Source organism: Streptomyces sp. RPA4-2 (assembly GCF_012273515.2).
GTDB lineage: Bacteria > Actinomycetota > Actinomycetes > Streptomycetales > Streptomycetaceae > Streptomyces > Streptomyces kaempferi.
The window spans coordinates 3,970,236-3,988,769 of the sequence record NZ_CP050975.2 but is presented as its reverse complement, the minus strand read 5'-3'; the positions used below and the strand labels follow the sequence as shown (position 1 = coordinate 3,988,769).

At 71.7% G+C, this 18,534-nt stretch carries 10 protein-coding genes and 3 pseudogenes; 12 read left to right on the top strand and 1 reads right to left on the bottom strand.

Features of this window, described 5'->3' with window-relative positions; genetic code table 11:
- Positions 1–623 precede the first annotated feature (623 nt).
- Positions 624–2,363: a dolichyl-phosphate-mannose--protein mannosyltransferase gene (locus tag HEP85_RS17270; protein ID WP_168528542.1), complete on the bottom strand. Its 1,740-nt coding sequence runs from the start codon at positions 2,361–2,363 to the stop codon at positions 624–626.
- Positions 2,364–2,458: 95 nt separating this feature from the next.
- Here HEP85_RS17270 and rsmI point away from each other — a divergent pair, with 95 nt between their 5' ends.
- The 12 genes and pseudogenes from rsmI (at position 2,459) to HEP85_RS17210 (ending at position 18,505) form a co-directional block, all read left to right on the top strand.
- Positions 2,459–3,316 (top strand): 16S rRNA (cytidine(1402)-2'-O)-methyltransferase, encoded by an 858-nt coding sequence (rsmI, locus tag HEP85_RS17265; protein ID WP_168528541.1) that lies wholly within the window; start codon positions 2,459–2,461, stop codon positions 3,314–3,316.
- Positions 3,317–3,547: 231 nt separating this feature from the next.
- Complete coding sequence (locus HEP85_RS17260; RefSeq protein WP_168528540.1) at positions 3,548–4,021, top strand: hypothetical protein; 474 nt, start codon at positions 3,548–3,550, stop codon at positions 4,019–4,021.
- 76 nt (positions 4,022–4,097) lie between these two features.
- Positions 4,098–4,970: a TatD family hydrolase gene (locus tag HEP85_RS17255; RefSeq protein ID WP_168528539.1), complete on the top strand. Its 873-nt coding sequence runs from the start codon at positions 4,098–4,100 to the stop codon at positions 4,968–4,970.
- A 137-nt stretch (positions 4,971–5,107) separates the two neighbouring features.
- Complete coding sequence (locus HEP85_RS17250; RefSeq protein WP_282189847.1) at positions 5,108–6,631, top strand: resuscitation-promoting factor; 1,524 nt, start codon at positions 5,108–5,110, stop codon at positions 6,629–6,631.
- Positions 6,632–6,866: 235 nt separating this feature from the next.
- The gene (gene rsmA, locus HEP85_RS17245; protein ID WP_168528538.1) at positions 6,867–7,766 is read left to right on the top strand and encodes a 16S rRNA (adenine(1518)-N(6)/adenine(1519)-N(6))-dimethyltransferase RsmA; all 900 of its coding nucleotides are present in this window, start codon (positions 6,867–6,869) and stop codon (positions 7,764–7,766) included.
- A complete protein-coding gene (locus tag HEP85_RS17240; protein ID WP_369657743.1) occupies positions 7,763–8,662 on the top strand; it encodes a 4-(cytidine 5'-diphospho)-2-C-methyl-D-erythritol kinase in 900 nt (299 codons plus the stop codon). Before rsmA ends, HEP85_RS17240 begins: the two co-directional genes overlap by 4 nt.
- A 107-nt stretch (positions 8,663–8,769) precedes the next feature.
- Positions 8,770–10,107 (top strand): annotated as a pseudogene (locus tag HEP85_RS17235) (acyltransferase).
- Positions 10,108–10,255: 148 nt separating this feature from the next.
- On the top strand, positions 10,256–12,061 hold the full coding sequence (locus HEP85_RS17230; protein ID WP_168528536.1) for an ABC-F family ATP-binding cassette domain-containing protein: 1,806 nt from the start codon (positions 10,256–10,258) through the stop codon (positions 12,059–12,061).
- A 260-nt stretch (positions 12,062–12,321) separates the two neighbouring features.
- Positions 12,322–14,200 (top strand): annotated as a pseudogene (locus tag HEP85_RS17225) (PQQ-binding-like beta-propeller repeat protein).
- 73 nt (positions 14,201–14,273) lie between these two features.
- Positions 14,274–16,137: pseudogene (locus tag HEP85_RS17220) on the top strand (PQQ-binding-like beta-propeller repeat protein).
- Between the two features lie 224 nt (positions 16,138–16,361).
- Positions 16,362–17,036, top strand: a complete 675-nt coding sequence (locus HEP85_RS17215; protein ID WP_168528533.1) for a LuxR C-terminal-related transcriptional regulator — start codon at positions 16,362–16,364, stop codon at positions 17,034–17,036.
- A 167-nt stretch (positions 17,037–17,203) separates the two neighbouring features.
- A complete protein-coding gene (locus HEP85_RS17210; protein WP_168528532.1) occupies positions 17,204–18,505 on the top strand; it encodes a M48 family metallopeptidase in 1,302 nt (433 codons plus the stop codon).
- Positions 18,506–18,534: the final 29 nt, after the last annotated feature.

The window sequence follows — 18,534 nt, the reverse complement described above, 5'->3', positions numbered from 1 at the left end:
GAGCTACGCGTCAGAAACTCTCTGACATCCACTTCTGACATCAACGGCGTTGGATAGGGACGTACATGAGCACCCCTGACCGGCCGTCATGGCTGCGGAACCGCCAAGTCTCGTTGGCACCCGACCGAGCTCCTAATGCGGTGCTCATGCACGAGCGCCCTCCCGGGCCGTGCAAGGGCGCTCAATGATGACCAAGGTCGACAGCTACCGACAGCTCATCAGTAGGTCAGGACGTTGATCGATGAGGCGGCTGCAGGCCACGGCCGCTGGCGGTCAGTTGTGGCTGAGCTAAGAGATCCAGCGTATCCAGGCGACTCGGCCAGACGTACCGCCCCCTCGTCTTTGCCCTGCCACGGCCGTGCGGCATCTGGCCGTCAACCACGGTCAGCAGCGGCTCGCGGCGGTCGGCTCCGGAGCGCTGATCCCCCACACGTCCCCCAAAAACTGGCTTGGGGGGCAGAGCGGCTGGTCAGAGGGAGCGGAGCCAGCCCGCTGTAAATCTGCCGGGCCCAGAGCTGGGCCGTCCTCGGGCCGTCCGAGGGCGACCAACGTCAACCGCCAACGACTAGCAACGACCAAGGGGACGCGGCGGATTGCCGCGCCCCCTTGCTACAACTGCCCAGCTAGACCCACGTATCCAGCCACATCCGCGACCGCCACTGCTCTATCGGGATCGACGTGCCCGTGTACAGCGGCCAGAAGTAGATGAAGTTCCAGGCGATCAGCAGGACCAGGACGCCCGCGCTCGTCGCGCCGATGACGCGGCGGCGTTCCGTGGAGCCCGGGGGGCCGAGGATCGCGCCGATCATCATGGCGAGGGCCAGGCACAGGAACGGGAGGAAGATCACCGCGTAGAAGAAGAAGATCGTGCGCTCCTGGTACTGGAACCAGGGCAGATAGCCGGCCGCGATGCCGCAGGCGATCGCGCCCGCGCGCCAGTCGCGGCGGAACGCCCAGCGCCACAGCAGGTACACGACCGCGAAGCAGGCGGCCCACCACAGGATCGGGGTGCCCAGAGCCAGCACCTCGCGGGCGCACTTGTCGCCCGCGTCGGCCGGGCAGCCGTCCTTGCCGGGCAGCGGGGACTCGTAGAAGTACGAGACCGGGCGGCCCAGGACGAGCCAGCTCCAGGGGTTCGACTGGTAGGTGTGCGGCGACGAGAGGTGGACGTGGAAGTTGTACACCTCGTGCTCGTAGTGCCACAGGCTGCGCAGCCAGTCGGGCAGGAAGGTCCAGTTGCCGCCCTTGCCGTCGGTCATGGCCCAGTTGCGGAAGTAGCCGCCCTTGCCGTTGTCCGGCGAGAGGATCCAGCCGGTCCAGGAGACGAGGTACGTGACGATCGCCACCGGGACCGTCGCGAGGAACGCGAGTCCCGTGTCGTGCTTCAGGGTGGCGGCGTACGGGTGCTGGGCACCGGCGACGCGGCGTGAGCCGACGTCCCACAGGACGGACATGAGGCAGAACGCGGCGAGGACGTAGAGACCGCTCCACTTGGTGCCGAGCGCGAGCCCCAGCATCAGGCCCGCCGTCCAGCGCCAGGGCCGCCAGCCGAGGCGGGTCGTCTCCGCGGTGTGCGCGTCCGGGCGGACGACGCCGTCCGCGTCGGCCGGCAGCGCGGCCGCCAGCCGGGCCCTCGCCCGGTCCCGGTCCACGACCAGACAGCCGAAGGCCGCTAGTACGAAGAACATCAGCACACCGTCGAGGAGCGAGGTGCGGCTCATCACGAAGTGCAGCCCGTCCACCGCCATCAGCGTGCCCGCGAGACAGCCAAGGAAGGTCGAGCGGAACATCCGGCGCCCGATCCGGCACAGCAGCAGCACCGACAGCGTGCCCAGCACCGCCGTCATGAAGCGCCAGCCGAACGGGTTGAACCCGAACATCCATTCGCCGATCCCGATGACGTACTTGCCGACCGGGGGATGGACGACGTACGCGGCGTCGGCGGGGATCGAGACGTGCCCGTTGTGCTGGAGGACCAGGTCGTTGGCGTTCTTGTCCCAGTTGACCTCGTAGCCGCGGTGGATCAGCGCCCACGCGTCCTTGGCGTAGTACGTCTCGTCGAATATCACCGCCTTCGGGCTGCCCAGGTGCCAGAACCGCATCAGCCCGGCGAGCAGCGTCACCAGGAGCGGCCCTCCCCAGCCCGACCAGCGCGTGAGGCGCTCGGCGACCTCGTGGCGCAGGCCGAACACGGCCCAGATCCGTGGGCTCGGTTCGGCGTACGGCGGCACGAGCCGGTCGCGCACATCGGTTCTCGGCGGCGCCGTGTATCCGAAGCGGCGCAGCCGCTGCTGCCACGACGGCTGCTGCGCTTCGGCGGCCTGGCCCTGCCGGGTGTCCGTGGAGGACGCGGTACTGGTCACCGCGCCATCGTAGGGAACAGGTCTGTGCGAGTCCCGTGCACGGGCCTTAAAGGGTGGATGAGGCTGCCGCGGATCGCCCCTGCGAGGATGGATCCGTGACAGGAACCCTTGTTTTGGCAGGCACCCCGATCGGTGACACGGCCGACGCCCCGCCCCGGCTCGCCCAGGAGCTGGAGAGCGCGGACGTCGTCGCCGCGGAGGACACCCGCAGGCTGCGCCGGCTCACCCAGGCGCTCGGGGTGCAGCCCACCGGGCGGGTCGTGTCGTACTTCGAGGGCAACGAGGCGGCCCGTACCCCGGAACTCGTGGAGGCGCTGGCGGGCGGCGCGCGGGTGCTGCTGGTGACCGACGCGGGCATGCCGTCGGTCTCCGACCCCGGCTACCGGCTGGTCGCGGCGGCCGTCGAGAAGGACATCAAGGTCACGGCCGTACCCGGCCCGTCCGCCGTGCTCACCGCGCTCGCGCTGTCCGGGCTGCCCGTCGACCGCTTCTGCTTCGAGGGGTTCCTGCCGCGCAAGGCGGGGGAGCGGCTGTCGCGGTTGCGGGAGGTCGCCGACGAGCGCCGGACGATGGTCTATTTCGAGGCTCCGCACCGGCTCGACGACACCCTCGCCGCGATGGCCGAGGTCTTCGGGGACACCCGGCGGGCCGCCGTCTGCCGCGAGCTGACCAAGACGTACGAGGAGATCAAGCGCGGGCCGCTGGGCGAGCTGGCCGCCTGGGCCGCCGAGGGCGTGCGCGGGGAGATCACCGTCGTCGTCGAGGGCGCGCCCGCCAAGGGCGCGGAGGAGCTGGACGCCGGAGAGCTCGTGCGCCGGGTGCGGGTGCGGGAGGAGGCGGGCGAGCGCCGCAAGGAGGCCATCGCGGCGGTCGCGGCGGAGGCCGGAATTCCCAAGCGCGATGTCTTCGATGCGGTCGTAGCGGCAAAGAACGCGGCACACACCGCCCCATAGAAGCGCAAAGGGCGGTCGCCAAAAGCAAAGCTCAGACCGTGTTCCGAGACCGTTCCGACAAGGAAAGGCCAAAACGGCTCCAACACTCGACAGGCCGGATGCGTTCGCGCCCGGAGAAGCGTCCACTGGTTGAAGGGACGCACCGGTCCCCAGTCTTCGAAAGGCCGGAGGGATTCAGGGGGAATCCTCCTCGGCGAAGGCGCTTGTCCAGCGGACAAGAGGAGCACTGGCATGAGTGAGATCGCAGGACGGACCGGCCGTGTCGACGGCCCGGTCACCAGGCAGCAGACGGGCCCTCGCAGCGCGGCGACCGCCGTCGTCAACGAGTCGTACTCCTTCGCCTGCATGCGCTGCGGGCACGGCTGGGAGCAGTCGTACGAGATAGAGCACCACCACGACGCCGAGGGCAGCGAGTTCGTGATGTACGTGGCGGACGGCCGTGTCGTGCCGTCGCCGCTGAGCCGCCCCTCCTGCCAGAACTGCGACGGTCACGTGGTGCGCATCATGCGCGCCGGCCAGGTGTCCTCCGTCCAGAACTCCATGCACCGGCCGCACCACCCGGAGCGCCCGCTGTCCCGCCAGCCCGCGACGGCGCGCGGCGAGGTGCCGGACGAGGACCTCGACCGGTCGGTGACGCCCAAGGAGCCGCACCACTGGCACCTCTCCGACCTGCTCCACCCCTTCCACCACCGCCGCGCGAGCTGACGCCCACCGCAGGGCGGGCCGGCGCTCGGCACCTGCTCGGGTGAGACCGGGCATGCCCCTTTCGTAGGATCGGGGCATGCCCTCCGACAAGACCGAAGCGCCCCCGCTCCCCGAGCCGCTGCGGGTGCCCGTCGCCGACTCGCACACCCACCTCGACATGCAGTCCGGCACGGTCGAGGAAGGCCTCGCCAAGGCCGCGTCGGTCGGCGTGTCGACGGTCGTCCAGGTCGGCTGCGACCTGAACGGCTCGCGCTGGGCGGCCGAGACCGCCGCCGCGTACGAGGCCGTCCACGCGACCGTCGCGCTGCACCCCAACGAAGCGCCCCGTATCGTGCACGGCGATCCCGACGGCTGGTCCCGCCAGGGCGCGCGGCGGCCCGGTGGCGAGGACGCACTCGACGAGGCCCTCGCCGAGATCGACCTCCTCGCCGCTCTCGCGCAGGTCAAGGGCGTCGGTGAGACCGGACTCGACTACTTCCGCACGGGTCCCGGGGGCGAAGCCGCCCAGGAACGGTCCTTCCGCGCCCACATAGAGATCGCCAAGCGGCACGGAAAGGCGCTGGTCATCCACGACCGCGACGCCCACGCCGACGTGCTGCGCATCCTCAAGGAGGAGGGCGCTCCCGAGCGGACCGTCTTCCACTGCTACTCCGGCGACGCCGACATGGCCGGGATCTGCGCCCGCGCGGGCTACTTCATGTCCTTCGCCGGGAACATGACCTTCAAGAACGCCCAGCCGCTGCGCGACGCGATCGCCGTGGCGCCCCTGGAACTGCTCCTCGTCGAGACCGACGCGCCCTTCCTGACACCCGTCCCGTACCGCGGACGGCCCAACGCGCCGTATCTCATTCCGGTCACGGTCCGCGCCATGGCGGCCGTGCGAGGCATCGGGGAGGACGTGCTGGCGACGGCGCTCTCGGCGAACACTGCACGCGCTTTCGATTACTGAGCGATAACGCTCGCAGGCGTTTTCCGGGGGCTCGGCCGGGGACAGTGTCGCGACACAGCGTAGCCGCGTTGCTTGGGAGAGTGACGACCGCTCCGCTAGGTTCTGGTCGCCCGATCCGGACCCTGGAGCGTGTCGTCGTGAGCAACTCGCAGTACGAGACGTTTGGCCTGACCGCAACGCCGTACGCGCCGTACGCACCGTACGAGCCGCCCTACGGCCCCTACGAGTCGTACGAGAACCCCGAGCCGTACGCCGACGGCAGCCCGGGGAGCCCTCCGGACGGTCCGGTCGGGCCGCCGGGCGGCTCGGGGGACACGTACCGGCCCGCGTACGAGGAGGCCTCGGCCGACCGGACGACCCAGGTGTCCCGGGCCACCCTGCTGTCCCAGGCCCCCACGGAGCCCCAGCTGCCCCGCCAGGAGTACCCGCAAGGGCCGATGGTGGCCTCGACGGACCCGTTGGACCCGGTGGGCGCCGAGGCGGCGACGGCGGAACTCCGGACCGGTGGGCGGGCGCAGGCGCGCCGGGCCGCCCGGCGTGCGCCCCGGCGCCGAGGGGTCACCGAACGCGCCGATCCGCTGCGCCGGCTGCTCCCGCAGGCGCTGGTCGTCGCCTTCCTGGCCGGCGGCACCTCCGCGTTCGTCGCCAGTGACAAGGCCGTCGAGCTGACCGTCGACGGGAAGCCGCGCACGCTGCACACCTTCGCGGACGACGTGAGCGAACTGCTCCGGGGCGAGGGCGTGCGGGTCGGTCCCCACGACGTGGTCGCACCCGCCCCCGGCACCCCGTTGACCAGCGGTGACGAGGTCGCGGTCCACTACGGGCGGCCCGTGCACCTCACGCTCGACGGGCACCGTCGCAGGGTGTGGACGACGGCGGCCACCGTGGACGGGGCGCTGGAACAGCTCGGGGTGCGGGCCGAGGGGGCGTACCTGTCGGCCTCGCGCTCCCGGCCCATCGGCCGGGAGGGCCTCGCGCTCGACGTCCGCACCGAACGCACGGTGACGATCATGGCGGACGGCCGGGCGCGGACGATCCGGACGAACGCGGCGACCGTGGCGGAGGCGGTCGAGGAGGCCGGGATCACGCTGCGCGACCAGGACACGACGTCCGTGCCGTCCGGGAGCTTCCCGCGGGACGGACAGACGGTCAGCGTGATGCGGATCACCGGGTCCAGGGAGATCCGCGAGGAGGCGATCCCCTTCGAGGTGACGCGGACGAACGATCCCTCGCTCTTCCGTGGCACGGAGGTCGTCGACCGGGCCGGTGAGCCGGGGACCCGGCGGGTCCTGTACCTGCTGCGGACCGTCAACGGGGTCAAGGAGCGGCCCCGTCGGATGGGGGCCGAGGTGGTGCGGGAACCGCGGACGCAGGTGGTACGGGTCGGTACCAAGCCGCGGCCGGACTCCGTGAAGGGGGCCGACCATCTGAACTGGTCCGGCCTCGCCGCGTGCGAGTCCGGGGGACGGCCCGCCGCCGTGGACGCCTCCGGGAACTACGGGGGCCTCTACCAGTTCGACACGCACACTTGGCGCAGCCTCGGCGGGTCGGGGCGGCCGCAGGACGCGCCCGCCACGGAGCAGACGATGCGCGCGAAGAAGCTGTACGTGCGGCGGGGCGCGACCCCGTGGCCCCACTGCGGCGGCCGCCTCCACGGCTGACCTCCGGGGTTCCCGGTGCTGGGGCCGCGCCCCTGGCCCCCGTTCGGCCTGACGGCCTCGTCCTCAATCGCCGGACGGGCTGGAAGGACGCGGGGCGCGCCCCTGCCCCGCAGGGGCGCGGGGGACTGCGCGGCCGGCTCCCACTCACCCGCACCAGAAGCCGAAGCCGTCCCCAGGGCCCCGCCCCGCAGGGTGGTGGAGTCGGCCGGGGTCGTCGTCCCCGTACCCTGGCTGCGTGAACAGCCCCACCCCCGACGCCCTCCTGGGCCCCGCCGAGGTCCGCGAGCTCGCGGGCGCGCTCGGCGTGCGGCCCACCAAGCAGCGCGGCCAGAACTTTGTGATCGACGCCAACACCGTGCGCCGTATCGTGCGCACCGCCGGCGTCCGGGAGGACGACGTGGTCGTCGAGGTGGGCCCCGGCCTCGGCTCGCTGACCCTCGCGCTGCTGGAGGCGGCCGACCGGGTGGTCGCCGTCGAGATCGACGACGTCCTCGCGGGCGCGCTCCCCGCGACCGTCACGGCCCGCATGCCGGCCCGCGCCGACCGCTTCGCGCTCGTGCACTCCGACGCCATGCAGGTGACCGAACTCCCGGGCCCCGCGCCCACCGCCCTCGTCGCCAACCTCCCCTACAACGTCGCCGTACCCGTGCTGCTGCACATGCTCGACACCTTCCCCACCATCGAGCGCACGCTCGTCATGGTGCAGGCGGAGGTCGCCGACCGGCTCGCAGCCGACCCCGGCTCGAAGGTGTACGGCGTGCCGAGCGTCAAGGCCAACTGGTACGCCGACGTGAAGCGGGCCGGCTCGATCGGCCGCACCGTCTTCTGGCCCGCTCCGAACGTCGACAGCGGCCTCGTGTCCCTCACCCGGCGCGCCGAACCCGTCGAGACCACCGCGTCCAAGCGCGAGGTCTTCGCCGTCGTGGACGCCGCCTTCGCACAGCGCCGCAAGACGCTGCGCGCCGCCCTGGCCGGCTGGGCGGGATCCCCCGTCGCGGCCGAGGCCGCGCTCGTCGCCGCCGGGGTCTCCCCGCAGGCCCGCGGCGAGTCCCTCACCGTCGAGGAGTTCGCCCGCATCGCGGAGAACCGTGTCGCCGGGAACACCGTCGAGAACAAGGAGCCGGTCCAGCCGTGACGCAGACGGTGACGGTACGCGTCCCTGCCAAGGTCAACGTGCGGCTCGCCGTCGGCGGCGCCCGCCCCGACGGCTTCCACGACCTGGCCAACGTGTTTCTCGCGGTCGGCCTGTACGACGAGGTCACGGTGACACCGGCGGACGAGCTGCTCGTCACCTGCTCGGGCCCCGACGCCGACCAGGTCCCCCTCGACCGTACGAACCTCGCGGCCCGCGCCGCCCTCGAACTCGGCCGCCGCCACGGCATCGAACCCGCCGTCCACCTCCACATCGCCAAGGACATCCCCGTCGCGGGCGGCATGGCGGGCGGCAGCGCCGACGGCGCCGGTGCGCTGCTCGCCTGCGACGCCCTGTGGGGCACCGGCACCTCGCGCCGGGAACTCCTCGACATCTGCGCCGAGTTGGGCAGCGACGTGCCGTTCAGTCTGGTCGGCGGGGCGGCACTCGGCATCGGACGCGGCGAACGGCTGCGGACGCTGGAGGTCGGCGGGACCTTCCACTGGGTCTTCGCGATCGCCGAGCGCGGGCTGTCCACCCCGGCGGTCTTCCGGGAGTTCGACCGGCTGAACGAAGGGGTGCGGATCCCCGAACCGGTCGCCTCGCAGGAGCTGTTCGACGCGCTGGCGAAGGGCGACGCCGCCGCCCTCGCGGCCACGGTCTCCAACGACCTCCAGCCCGCCGCCCTCTCCCTCTTCCCGGCCCTCGCCGACACCCTCGCCGCGGGCCGCGCCGCCGGCGCCCTCGCCGCGCTCGTCTCCGGCTCGGGGCCGACCACCGCCTTCCTCGCGGCCGACGCCGAGTCCGCGCGGACGGTGGCCGGGGCGCTGCGCGCTTCCGGAACCTGCCGGACGGTGAGGGTCACCGACGGGCCCGCGCCGGGCGCCACCGTCGTGTGATCCCTCCGGCCCGTCCGACCTCCGCGCACGGCCGGCGCCCGTACTCAGAAGCGAGTTGAGTACGGGCGCGCTGACGCCGAACGGCCCCGCGGCGCGACCGTACCGGTATGGGATCAAGCGCTCGTGACCTCGCCGCGGCCACCCCCGCCACGCGCGACAAGTACATCGACCTCCTACGGGTCGCCTCGCTCGGCACGGTGGTGCTGGGGCACTGGCTGATGGCCGCCGTCTCCGTGGGCGACGACGGGCGGGCCGAGGTCGGGAACCTGCTCGCCGTGCAGCCCCGGCTGCAACTGCTCACCTGGGTCCTCCAGGTCATGCCCGTCTTCTTCTTCGTCGGCGGGTTCTCGCACGCGCAGTCGTACCGCTCGCTGCGGCGCCGGGCGGAGCGGGAGGGCACGGAGGGGGCGCTCTACGCCGTCTTCCTGCGGGCGCGGCTCCAGCGGCTGCTGCGGCCGACCATGGTGTTCATCGGGGTGTGGGGGCTGGCGGCCCTCCTGCTGCAGCTCGCCGGCGCGAGGGGCGGGCTGCTGGACGTGTCCCTGCGTCTGGTCGCCCAGCCGCTGTGGTTCATAGGGGTCTATCTGGCGATGGTGGCCTTCACACCGCCGCTGCTCCGGCTCCACGAGCGACGGGGGTGGGGCGCGTTCGGCGGGCTCGTCGCGGCGGCCGGCTGCGTGGACGTCCTCCGGTTCGGCTTCGGTGTCCCGTACGTGGGGTTCCTCAACTTCGCCTTCGTCTGGCTCGCGGTCCATCAGCTCGGCTTCCTGCGCGCGGACGGGAGACTGCGGCGGCCGTACCTCCTCGCGGGCGCCGGGCTCGCCGGGGCGGTGCTCCTGGTCGCCTGCGGGCCGTATCCGCTCTCCATGGTCGGCATGCCCGGCGAGAGGATCTCGAACATGGCACCGCCGACCTTCGCGCTGCTGTGCCACGGGCTGTGGCTGGTCGGCGGGGTGGAACTGCTGCGCGGGGCCGCGGGGCGGTGGCTGCGCAGGCCGCGGGTGTGGCGGGTGGTCGTCGCGGCCAACGGAGTCTCCATGACCGCCTTCCTGTGGCATCTCACCGCGATGCTCGGGGTGTACGGGGTGCTGCTGGGGCTGGGGGTACGACTGCCGGAGCCAAGCCACGGGGGAGTGGTGGGCGCAGGTGCCGGTGCGGGGGGTGGTCGCCGGGGTGGTGACCGCGGGGCTCGTCGCCGTGTTCCGGGGGGTTCGAGCGGGGCACTGCCGTGCCGGGGGTGCGGGGGTGTCCGATGGAGTGCGGGGGCTGCCGCCGTGGGGGTGGCCCTGTGTCTGTTCGGCGTTCTCGGGTTGTCGCTGGTCGGGTTCGGGGGGCTGCTGGAGGGGCGTACGGCGGTGTTGGTGGCGGTACGGGTGTCCGCGCCGGTCGCTGTCGCGATGACGTTGGTGGGGTGGCTGCTGGTGGAACGCACGGGCCGCGCCTGACCGCGGTGCCCCCGCCCCCGCCAAGGGGCTGCGCCCCCAGGTACGGGATGGGCCGGTAGGGCGGCGGGGGCGAGGAAAGGTGGTGGATCGGGTGCGGGGGCGGTCGGATTACTCTTGAGGGTCGATCGTCCCCCTTGTCAGGAGAGAAATGGCCGTCAACCTGGTCAATGTCGAGTCCGTCAGCAAGGTGTACGGCACCCGTGCCCTGCTCGACGGAGTCTCCCTCGGCGTCAGCGAGGGCGACCGCATCGGTGTGGTCGGGCGGAACGGCGACGGCAAGACCACCCTCATCCGCATGCTCGCCAAGCTGGAGGAGGCCGACACCGGACGCGTCACGCACTCCGGCGGCCTGCACCTGGGGGTGCTGACGCAGCACGACTCGCTCGACCCCACGGCCACCGTCCGCCACGAGGTCATCCGTGACCTGGCCGACCACGAGTGGGCGGGCAACGCCAAGATCCGGGACGTGCTGACCGGACTCTTCGGCGGACTCGACCTGCCCGGATTCCCGCAGGGACTGGACACCGTCATCGGCCCCCTCTCCGGAGGCGAGCGCCGCCGCATCGCCCTCGCGAAGCTGCTCATCGAGGAGCAGGACCTGATCATCCTCGACGAGCCCACCAACCACCTGGACGTCGAGGGCATCGCCTGGCTCGCCCAGCACCTGCGGGAGCGCCGCTCCGCGCTGGTGTGCGTCACCCACGACCGGTGGTTCCTCGACCAGGTCTGCACCCGCATGTGGGACGTGCAGAAGGGCTCGGTCTACGAGTACGAGGGCGGCTACTCCGACTACGTCTTCGCGCGGGCCGAGCGCGAGCGCATCGCCGCGACCGAGGAGGTCAAGCGGCAGAACCTGGTCCGCAAGGAGCTCGCCTGGCTGCGGCGCGGCGCCCCCGCCCGTACCTCCAAGCCCCGCTTCCGCGTCGAGGCCGCCAACGAGCTGATCGCGGACGTGCCCCCGCCCCGCGACAAGAGCGAGCTGATGAAGTTCGCCAGCTCCCGGCTCGGCAGGACGGTCTTCGACCTGGAGGACGTGACCGTACAGGCCGGACCCAAGGTGCTGCTCAAGCACCTGACCTGGCACCTCGGCCCCGGCGACCGGGTCGGACTGGTGGGCGTGAACGGCGCCGGCAAGACCTCGCTGCTGCGCGCCATGGCCGAGGCCGCCCGCAGCGAGGGCGAGCGGCAGCCCGCCGCCGGCCGGGTCGTCACCGGCAAGACCGTCAAGCTCGCCTACCTCTCCCAGGAGGTCGCCGAGCTCGACCCGACCTGGCGGGTGCTGCAGGCCGTCCAGGCCGTGCGTGACCGCGTCGACCTCGGCACGGGCCGCGAGCTGACCGCCGGGCAGCTGTGCGAGACGTTCGGTTTCAACAAGGAGAAGCAGTGGACGCCCGTCGGCGACCTGAGCGGTGGTGAGCGGCGGCGGCTCCAGCTGCTGCGGCTGCTCATGGACGAGCCCAACGTGCTCTTCCTCGACGAGCCGACCAACGACCTCGACATCGAGACGCTGACCCAGCTGGAGGACCTGCTCGACGGCTGGCCCGGCTCGATGGTCGTGATCTCCCACGACCGGTTCTTCATCGAGCGGACCACGGACAACGTGTTCGCCCTGCTCGGCGACGCCACGCTGCGCATGCTGCCACGCGGGATCGACGAGTACCTGGAGCGGCGCAAGCGGATCGAGGAGGTCGCGGCGGCCGCCGTGCTCGCCGCCGCCCCCGCGCCCGCCAAGGCGGCCTCGGCCGCCGACGCGCGCGCCGCCAAGAAGGAACTGCAGAAGATCGAGCGGCAGCTCGACAAGATCTCCGAGAAGGAGACCAGGCTGCACGCCCAAATCGCCGACAACGCGACGGACTTCGCGAAGGTCGCCGAACTCGACGCCGAACTGCGTGAGTTGACCGGCGAGCGCGAGGAACTGGAGCTGCGCTGGCTGGAGCTCGCGGAAGACGCGTAAGCCTCGGGCGGGCGGCGCGCACGTCCCGTGAAGGGGGCGTGAAGGCGCGTAACGAGGGCATCACGGGCCGGTCCTCCCTTGGGAACAGGGGAACGACCGGCCCCTCGTGCGAGGGGCGCGGAGTGATAGAAAGAGCGGTCTGAGAACAGTCTGAGAACCACCGGCGTGGCGCGGGACGGAGGCGCGGTCGGGGCCTGTGCGGGGCCGGCCGCCGACGCCGCCGGTGGGGCGCCGCATCAGTGAATGAGGGGGACGCGCTGATGAGTCAGCCGCCGAATGAACCGCCGCAGGGCGGCTTCGGAGCACCACAGGACCAGCCATCGGCGCAGGGCGGCTTCGGCCCGCCCCAGGATCCCCGGCAGGCGCCGCCGCCACCCGCGCAGCCGCCCCAGGCGCCTCCGCCCCCGCAGACCCCGCTAAGCCGGACCGCCGCAACCCGGCTACGGCTACCCGCAGCAGCCCGGCTACGGCTATCCGCAGCAGTCCGGCCAGCAGCCGTACGCGCAGCCCGGCCCGTACGCACAGCAGCCGGGTCCCTATGGCCAGCCCGCTCCGTACGGCCAGCAGCCGGGATACGGGCAGGCCCCCGGACAGGGGCAGGGATACGGGCCCGGGTACGGCCATCCCGGGCAGGTGCCGTATCCGGGCGCGCCCGGCACTCCGCCGCCCGGCATACCCGGCGGTTCCAGGAACCCCTTCAAGGGTCGGCCCGCCGTCATCGTCGGGGCGGCCGTGGCCGCGCTGCTCGTCGTCGGCGGGACGGTGTGGGCCGTCAGCGGTGGCGGCGGTGGAGACGACGGGAAGAAGCCGGTCGCCGAGGACAGCAAGGGCGGCAAGGACGGCAAGGGCGGCAAGGACACCGCGTCCCAGCCCTCGGCCAATCCGGGTGACGGCAGTGGTGACGGTGGCGAGGACCCGGAGAACCTCAACGACGGCCGTCAGGCCGGTGAGGCGAAGGTGCTCTGGTACAAGCAGGCGCCGGACGCGCCCGGTTCGGGCGCCGACGCCCCCGGCCTGTGGATCACCGGCAAGGCCGCGGTGAAGGCCGCGTACAAGCAGGTGTTCGCGTACAACGTCGATGACGGCAAGCCCACTTGGGCCCCGATCACGTTTCCGCAGAAGATCTGCGCGGTCACTCCGCAGAAGACGTCCGACGACAAGGTCGTCGTGGCGTACATGAGCGGCGCGGGCGACAGCGCCAAGTGCAACCAGCTCCAGCAGATCGATCTCGCCACCGGAGCGAAGGGCTGGAGCGGGAAGGTCGCCGACGGCGCGCTCTTCGACAGCACGCTCACCGTCGAACTGTCCGTCACCGGGAAGACGTTGATGGTCGGCCGTTCGCAGTCCGGTACGGCGTACGACGTCACCAGCGGCAAGAAGCTCTGGGACAAGAAGAACTACGGCCAGGCCTGCTATCCGGCCGCGTTCGCGGGCGGCGCCAAACTGCTGTCCGTCGCGTCCTGCGGGGCCGGCAGCACCACCCAGCACGACGAGGTGCAGGAACTGGACCCGGCCACCGGCAAGGCCAGGTGGACCACGAAGATCCCCAAGGGCTGGCGGGTCGTGCGCGCCTACTCCGTCGACCCCGTCGTCCTCTACATGACCAACGACGACAAGAAGACGGTCAACGTCACCACCCTGAAGGACGGCGGAGGCGTCCGCTCGCAGCTGTCGAGCAAGGACTCCTTCGCGCCCGAGTGCGGGTTCGCCATCATCGACCGGGATCTGCCGGGCTGTTTCGGCGCCGTCGCCGACGCGAACACCCTCTACCTGCCGACCGAGGCGAAGACCGGCGCCAACGAGGTCGTCGCCTTCAACCTGGCCACGGGCAAGGAGAGGTGGCGCGTCAAGTCCCCGACGGACAAGTCGATGATGCCGCTGAAGATGGACGGCACCCGGCTGATCGCGTACGTCGAGCCGTCGTACGACGCCGGTGGGCAGGTCGTGTCGATACCGACCACGGGCAGTGGCCACACACCGGCGAAGCTGCTGCAGAACCCGCAGGGCACGGCGTCGATCGAGAACGGGTTCTTCTCGAAGGCGGTCGACTACGTGGACGGGCGCTTCTACATCTCCACCACCCGGCTGACGGGCAATGACCAGTCGAGGGAGAAGCTGATGCTGGCCTACGGCAAGTGAGGCGCGCTCACGCCACCTTCGGCACCCGCTTCGTCCACGTCCCCAACGCATCCGTATCCGAGGTACACACGCCATGAGCCAGCCGCCGCCCCCGCCGCCGCCCAACGAGCCCCCCGAAGGACGGGTTCGGCGCGCCCCAGGACCCGCCCCCGGGCGGGTTCGGCGCTCCGCAGACACCGCCGCCCGGCGGGTTCGGCGCCCCGCAGCCTCCGCAGGGCCCGGGTTACGGATACCCGCAGACGTCCCCGCCCCAGTCCCCTCCGCAGTCCCCGCCGGGCTACGGCTATCCGGGTCAGCAGCCCGCGCAGTCCCCGCCGGGCTACGGCTATCCGGGTCAGCAGCCCGCGCAGTCCCCGCCGGGCTACGGCTATCCGGGTCAGCAGCCCGCGCAGCCGCCGTACGGCTACGGCTATCCGCAGCAGCCGCCGACCTACCCCATGCAGCCGCAGGTTCCCCAGGGCGGCGGCGGGCGGAAGATGAGCGGTCAGGCGGTCATCATCGTGGCGGCCGTCGTGGCCGTCGCGCTGATCATCGGCGGCGGTGTGCTGTACGCGACCTCCTCCGGCAAGGACGACAACAGCAAGAACAACTCCTCAGGTACGGGGGGCGGCACCGGCGGCAAGAAGGACAACGGCGGTACGGGCGGCGGCGGGACCACCGGTTCGAACGGTGAGGAGAAGGTGCCGGCCGACACCAGCTCCAAGGTCCTCTTCCAGGTCCCCGCGCCGTCCGTGGCCGCCGGGAGCAGCGCGACCACCGTCGGCTCCTGGCTCACCGACAAGGTGTACGCCAAGAGCGGCAACGCCGAGGTCGACGGCTACGACCCCGACTCCGGCGCCAAACTCTGGACGATCAAGCTCCCCGGGCCGGTGTGCTCGGCCAGCCGGCACGCCACCGACTCCGACCGGACCGCGATCGTCTACGAGCCCGCCATGCCGACCAAGGCCCAGCCCTCGCACGGCTGCAGCGAGGTCGCCGCGCTCGACCTCGCCGCCGGCAAGGAGCTGTGGGCCAAGTCCGTCAAGTCCGGTGACCAGAAGATCAGCCTGGACAACGTCACCGTCAGCGGCGACACGGTCGCCACGGGCAGCACCAGCGGCGGCGCCGCGTTCGACATCTCCACCGGCAAGGCGCTCTGGTCGCCGAAGCCCACGGACAGCTGCTACGACGCCGGGTACGCCGGCGGTGCCAAGCTGGTCGCGGTCCGCAAGTGCGGTGCGTACGGCAGCACGAGGCAGCTGCACATCCAGACCATCGACCCGAAGTCCGGGAAGGTGATCTCCGAGTACAAGATGTCGCCCGGCATCGAGTACGCGAGTGTCGTGTCGACCGACCCCCTCGTGGTCGCCGCCGACGTCGGCGACACCGCCGGGGACGGCAGCGGCATCTCCGACTTCTTCTCGATCGACAACAGGACCGGCCGGCTGCGCACCAGGATCTCGGCGCCCGGCAAGACGTACGCCGCCAAGTGCGACGGCATCAGCAAGACCGAGGCCTGCATGATGCTGGCGGTCGGCAACGACAAGCTCTACATCCCGACCGAGGAACACGACGGCACCGGCCAGTACAGCAGGACCAACGAGATCGTCGCCTTCGACCTCGGCACCGGGAAGCAGACCGGCCAGCGCGCCAACGCGGGCGACGGCTACACGATCTCCCCGCTGCGCATGGACGGCGCCAACATCCTGGCGTACAAGCGGCCGCCGTACGACAAGGGCGGTCAGATCGTCAGCATCGACGCCACCACCTTCAAGGAGACCAAGCTCCTGGAGAACCCGGCGACCCGGTCGGTCCGCGACGCGGAGACGAGCATGCTTCCGGAGTACGCGGAGATCCTCTACGGCGGCGGTCGTCTCTACATGTCCGCGGTCTACGCCCACAAGCCGACCGGCACGGACGAGAAGGAGTATCTGGCGATCGCGTTCGGCACGCGCTGACCGGCACCACGTGATCACGGCCCCGTCCCTGCTCAGGGGCGGGGCCGCGCGCTTGCCCCCCGGCATTCCCGAATGCGAGGAATTTCGGTATTCCGGGGCGGTTCTCTCCGGTAGGGGAAGCGCAACGTCGAACAAGCGTGTAGCTTCCGGGGGATGGAGAGCCGGGGGGCTCCGAATCCACGGGGAACCAGTGGGGATGCTTGGGGGGACTGGGGGGTTGCTCGATGGGAGTGCGGCTCATGGTGGTCGACGACCACCGACTGCTCGCCGAGGCGCTGGCCTCGGCGTTGAAGCTGCGCGGGCACCGGGTGCTCGCCGCGGCGGCACCTGCCGCGGGAGCGGCGGAGCTGGTGATCACGAGGGCACCCGAGGTGTGCCTGATCGGTACGGCGACACCCGCCGAGCCGGGGATGTTCGACCCGGTGGTCAAGATCAAGCGAGAACGTCCGCAGGTGGCCGTTCTGGTGCTGGGCCCGGTGCCGAACCCGCGTGGCATCGCCGCCGCGTTCGCCGCGGGCGCGTCGGGATACGTACGCCATGACGAGCGCATAGAGGGCGTCGAACGGGCGATCATGAAGGCGAGGGCGGGCGAGGCCGCGGTGGCCCCCGGCCTGCTCCAGGGTGCCTTCAGCGAACTGCTCAACCCCGCCGCCCAGCCGGACGACGAGGGCCAGCGCCTGCTCCAGATGCTGACACCCCGGGAGGTCGAGGTGCTGGTCCGGGTCGCCGACGGCGAGGACACCCGGCTGATCGCGGCGGGCATGGGCATCGCGCCCTCCACGGCCCGGACCCATGTCCAGCGGGTGCTGATGAAGCTGGGCGTGGGGTCGAGACTGGAGGCGGCGGCACTGGCGGCACGAACGGGACTGCTTGACCGGGCGGGGACGGTGGCCACCTAGGGCGTGTTGCGAAAGTCCCGCCTGCCTCGCGACGCCTGGCACGCCTTGGAGCGTTTCGTTTGGATCACAGACAGTTCACAGCGTGAGGAGAGGACTTTACGCGCATGCGGCCCCATGATCACCTCGGATCGGCGTAGCCGTACGGCCTCGGGAGAGGGGCCGCGAGGATGGGGGAGGGCGTCATCGTGCGCACCGTCGAGGAGAAGTCCCAGTCGTGCCCGGAGTGCGGAGCCGCGATCAGCGCGGACAGCAGGTTCGTCGTCTGGTGCGGGGCCTGCGACTGGAACGTCGATCCGCAGGAGCCACAGCGGGACCGGGATCGGCTGGATCGGGCACGGCGTGCGCTGGCCCGAAGACACGGCGAGAGGCTGCTGACGGAGTTCACGGCCGGCGGGAGACCGCGCGCCCGGCGCGACGCCGCCTCGCTGCTCGCCTTCGCGATCGGCCTCGCCGTGCACGGCGTCACCCTGGCCCTGGCCTTCGGCGGCCTCTGGTGGCTGGTGCGCGGATGGGGCGGGGTGGGCATGCTGCCGGGGCTGCTCCTCCTCGTGGCCGCGTGGTCCCTCAGACCGCGTGCGGCGCGGCTGCCCGAGGCGGTTCCGGCGCTGCTCCGTGAAGACGCGCCCGAGTTCTACGCGCTGGTCGACGAGGTCGCCGGGGTGGTGGGCACCCGCGGGATCGACCGGGTGGTGGTCGACGGGGGCGTCAACGCGAGTGTCGTGGCCCACGGTGTGCCAGGGCGGCGGCTGTTGGTGCTGGGCCTGCCTCTGTGGGAAGTTCTCACGCCGCAGCAGCGGATCGCGCTGCTGGGCCACGAACTCGCCCACTACAGCAACGGCGACACCCGTCACGGCCTCGTCGTGTCGGCGGCGTACCGCTCCCTGACCACCTGGCACTACTACTTCGTTCCGATCGAGGACCCGTCCGTCGTCGAGATGGTCGTCAACCTCTTCTACGCGGTGCCGCGCCTGCTTCTCCTGGGCGTGCTGACGCTGCTCGACCACCTGACGCTGCGGGCCGCCCAGCGAGCCGAATACCTGGCCGACCGCGAGGCCGCCCGGGCCGCTTCCACGGAGGCGGCCGTGGGCCTGATGGACCGCCTCCTGGTGGCGGGGTCCGTCGAGGTCGTCCTCCGTCGCGAGGCCAACCGCGCCGCCCTCGCCGGACCACGCGGTGCCCGCACGGCGGAGGCCGGGGGCGACGAGATCTGGGAGCGGCTCGGCGCGCACATGGCGTCGATCCCCGAGAACGAGTACGAGCGGCAGCGGCGAGTCGGCGCCCGGCGCGGACACAGCGTCGACTCGACCCACCCGCCGACCCACCTCAGACGTACGTGTCTGCTCGTCGGTCCGTCGCTGCCGGCTGCCGTGGTGACGAACGAGGACCGGGAACGACGGATCGCCGCCGAACTCGCGGGCGCCCGTGCCACGGTGGGCCGCGACATTGTCCGCGACGGCTTCGGGGACTGAGGGCCGTGTCGCCACCCGGAACCCGGTGA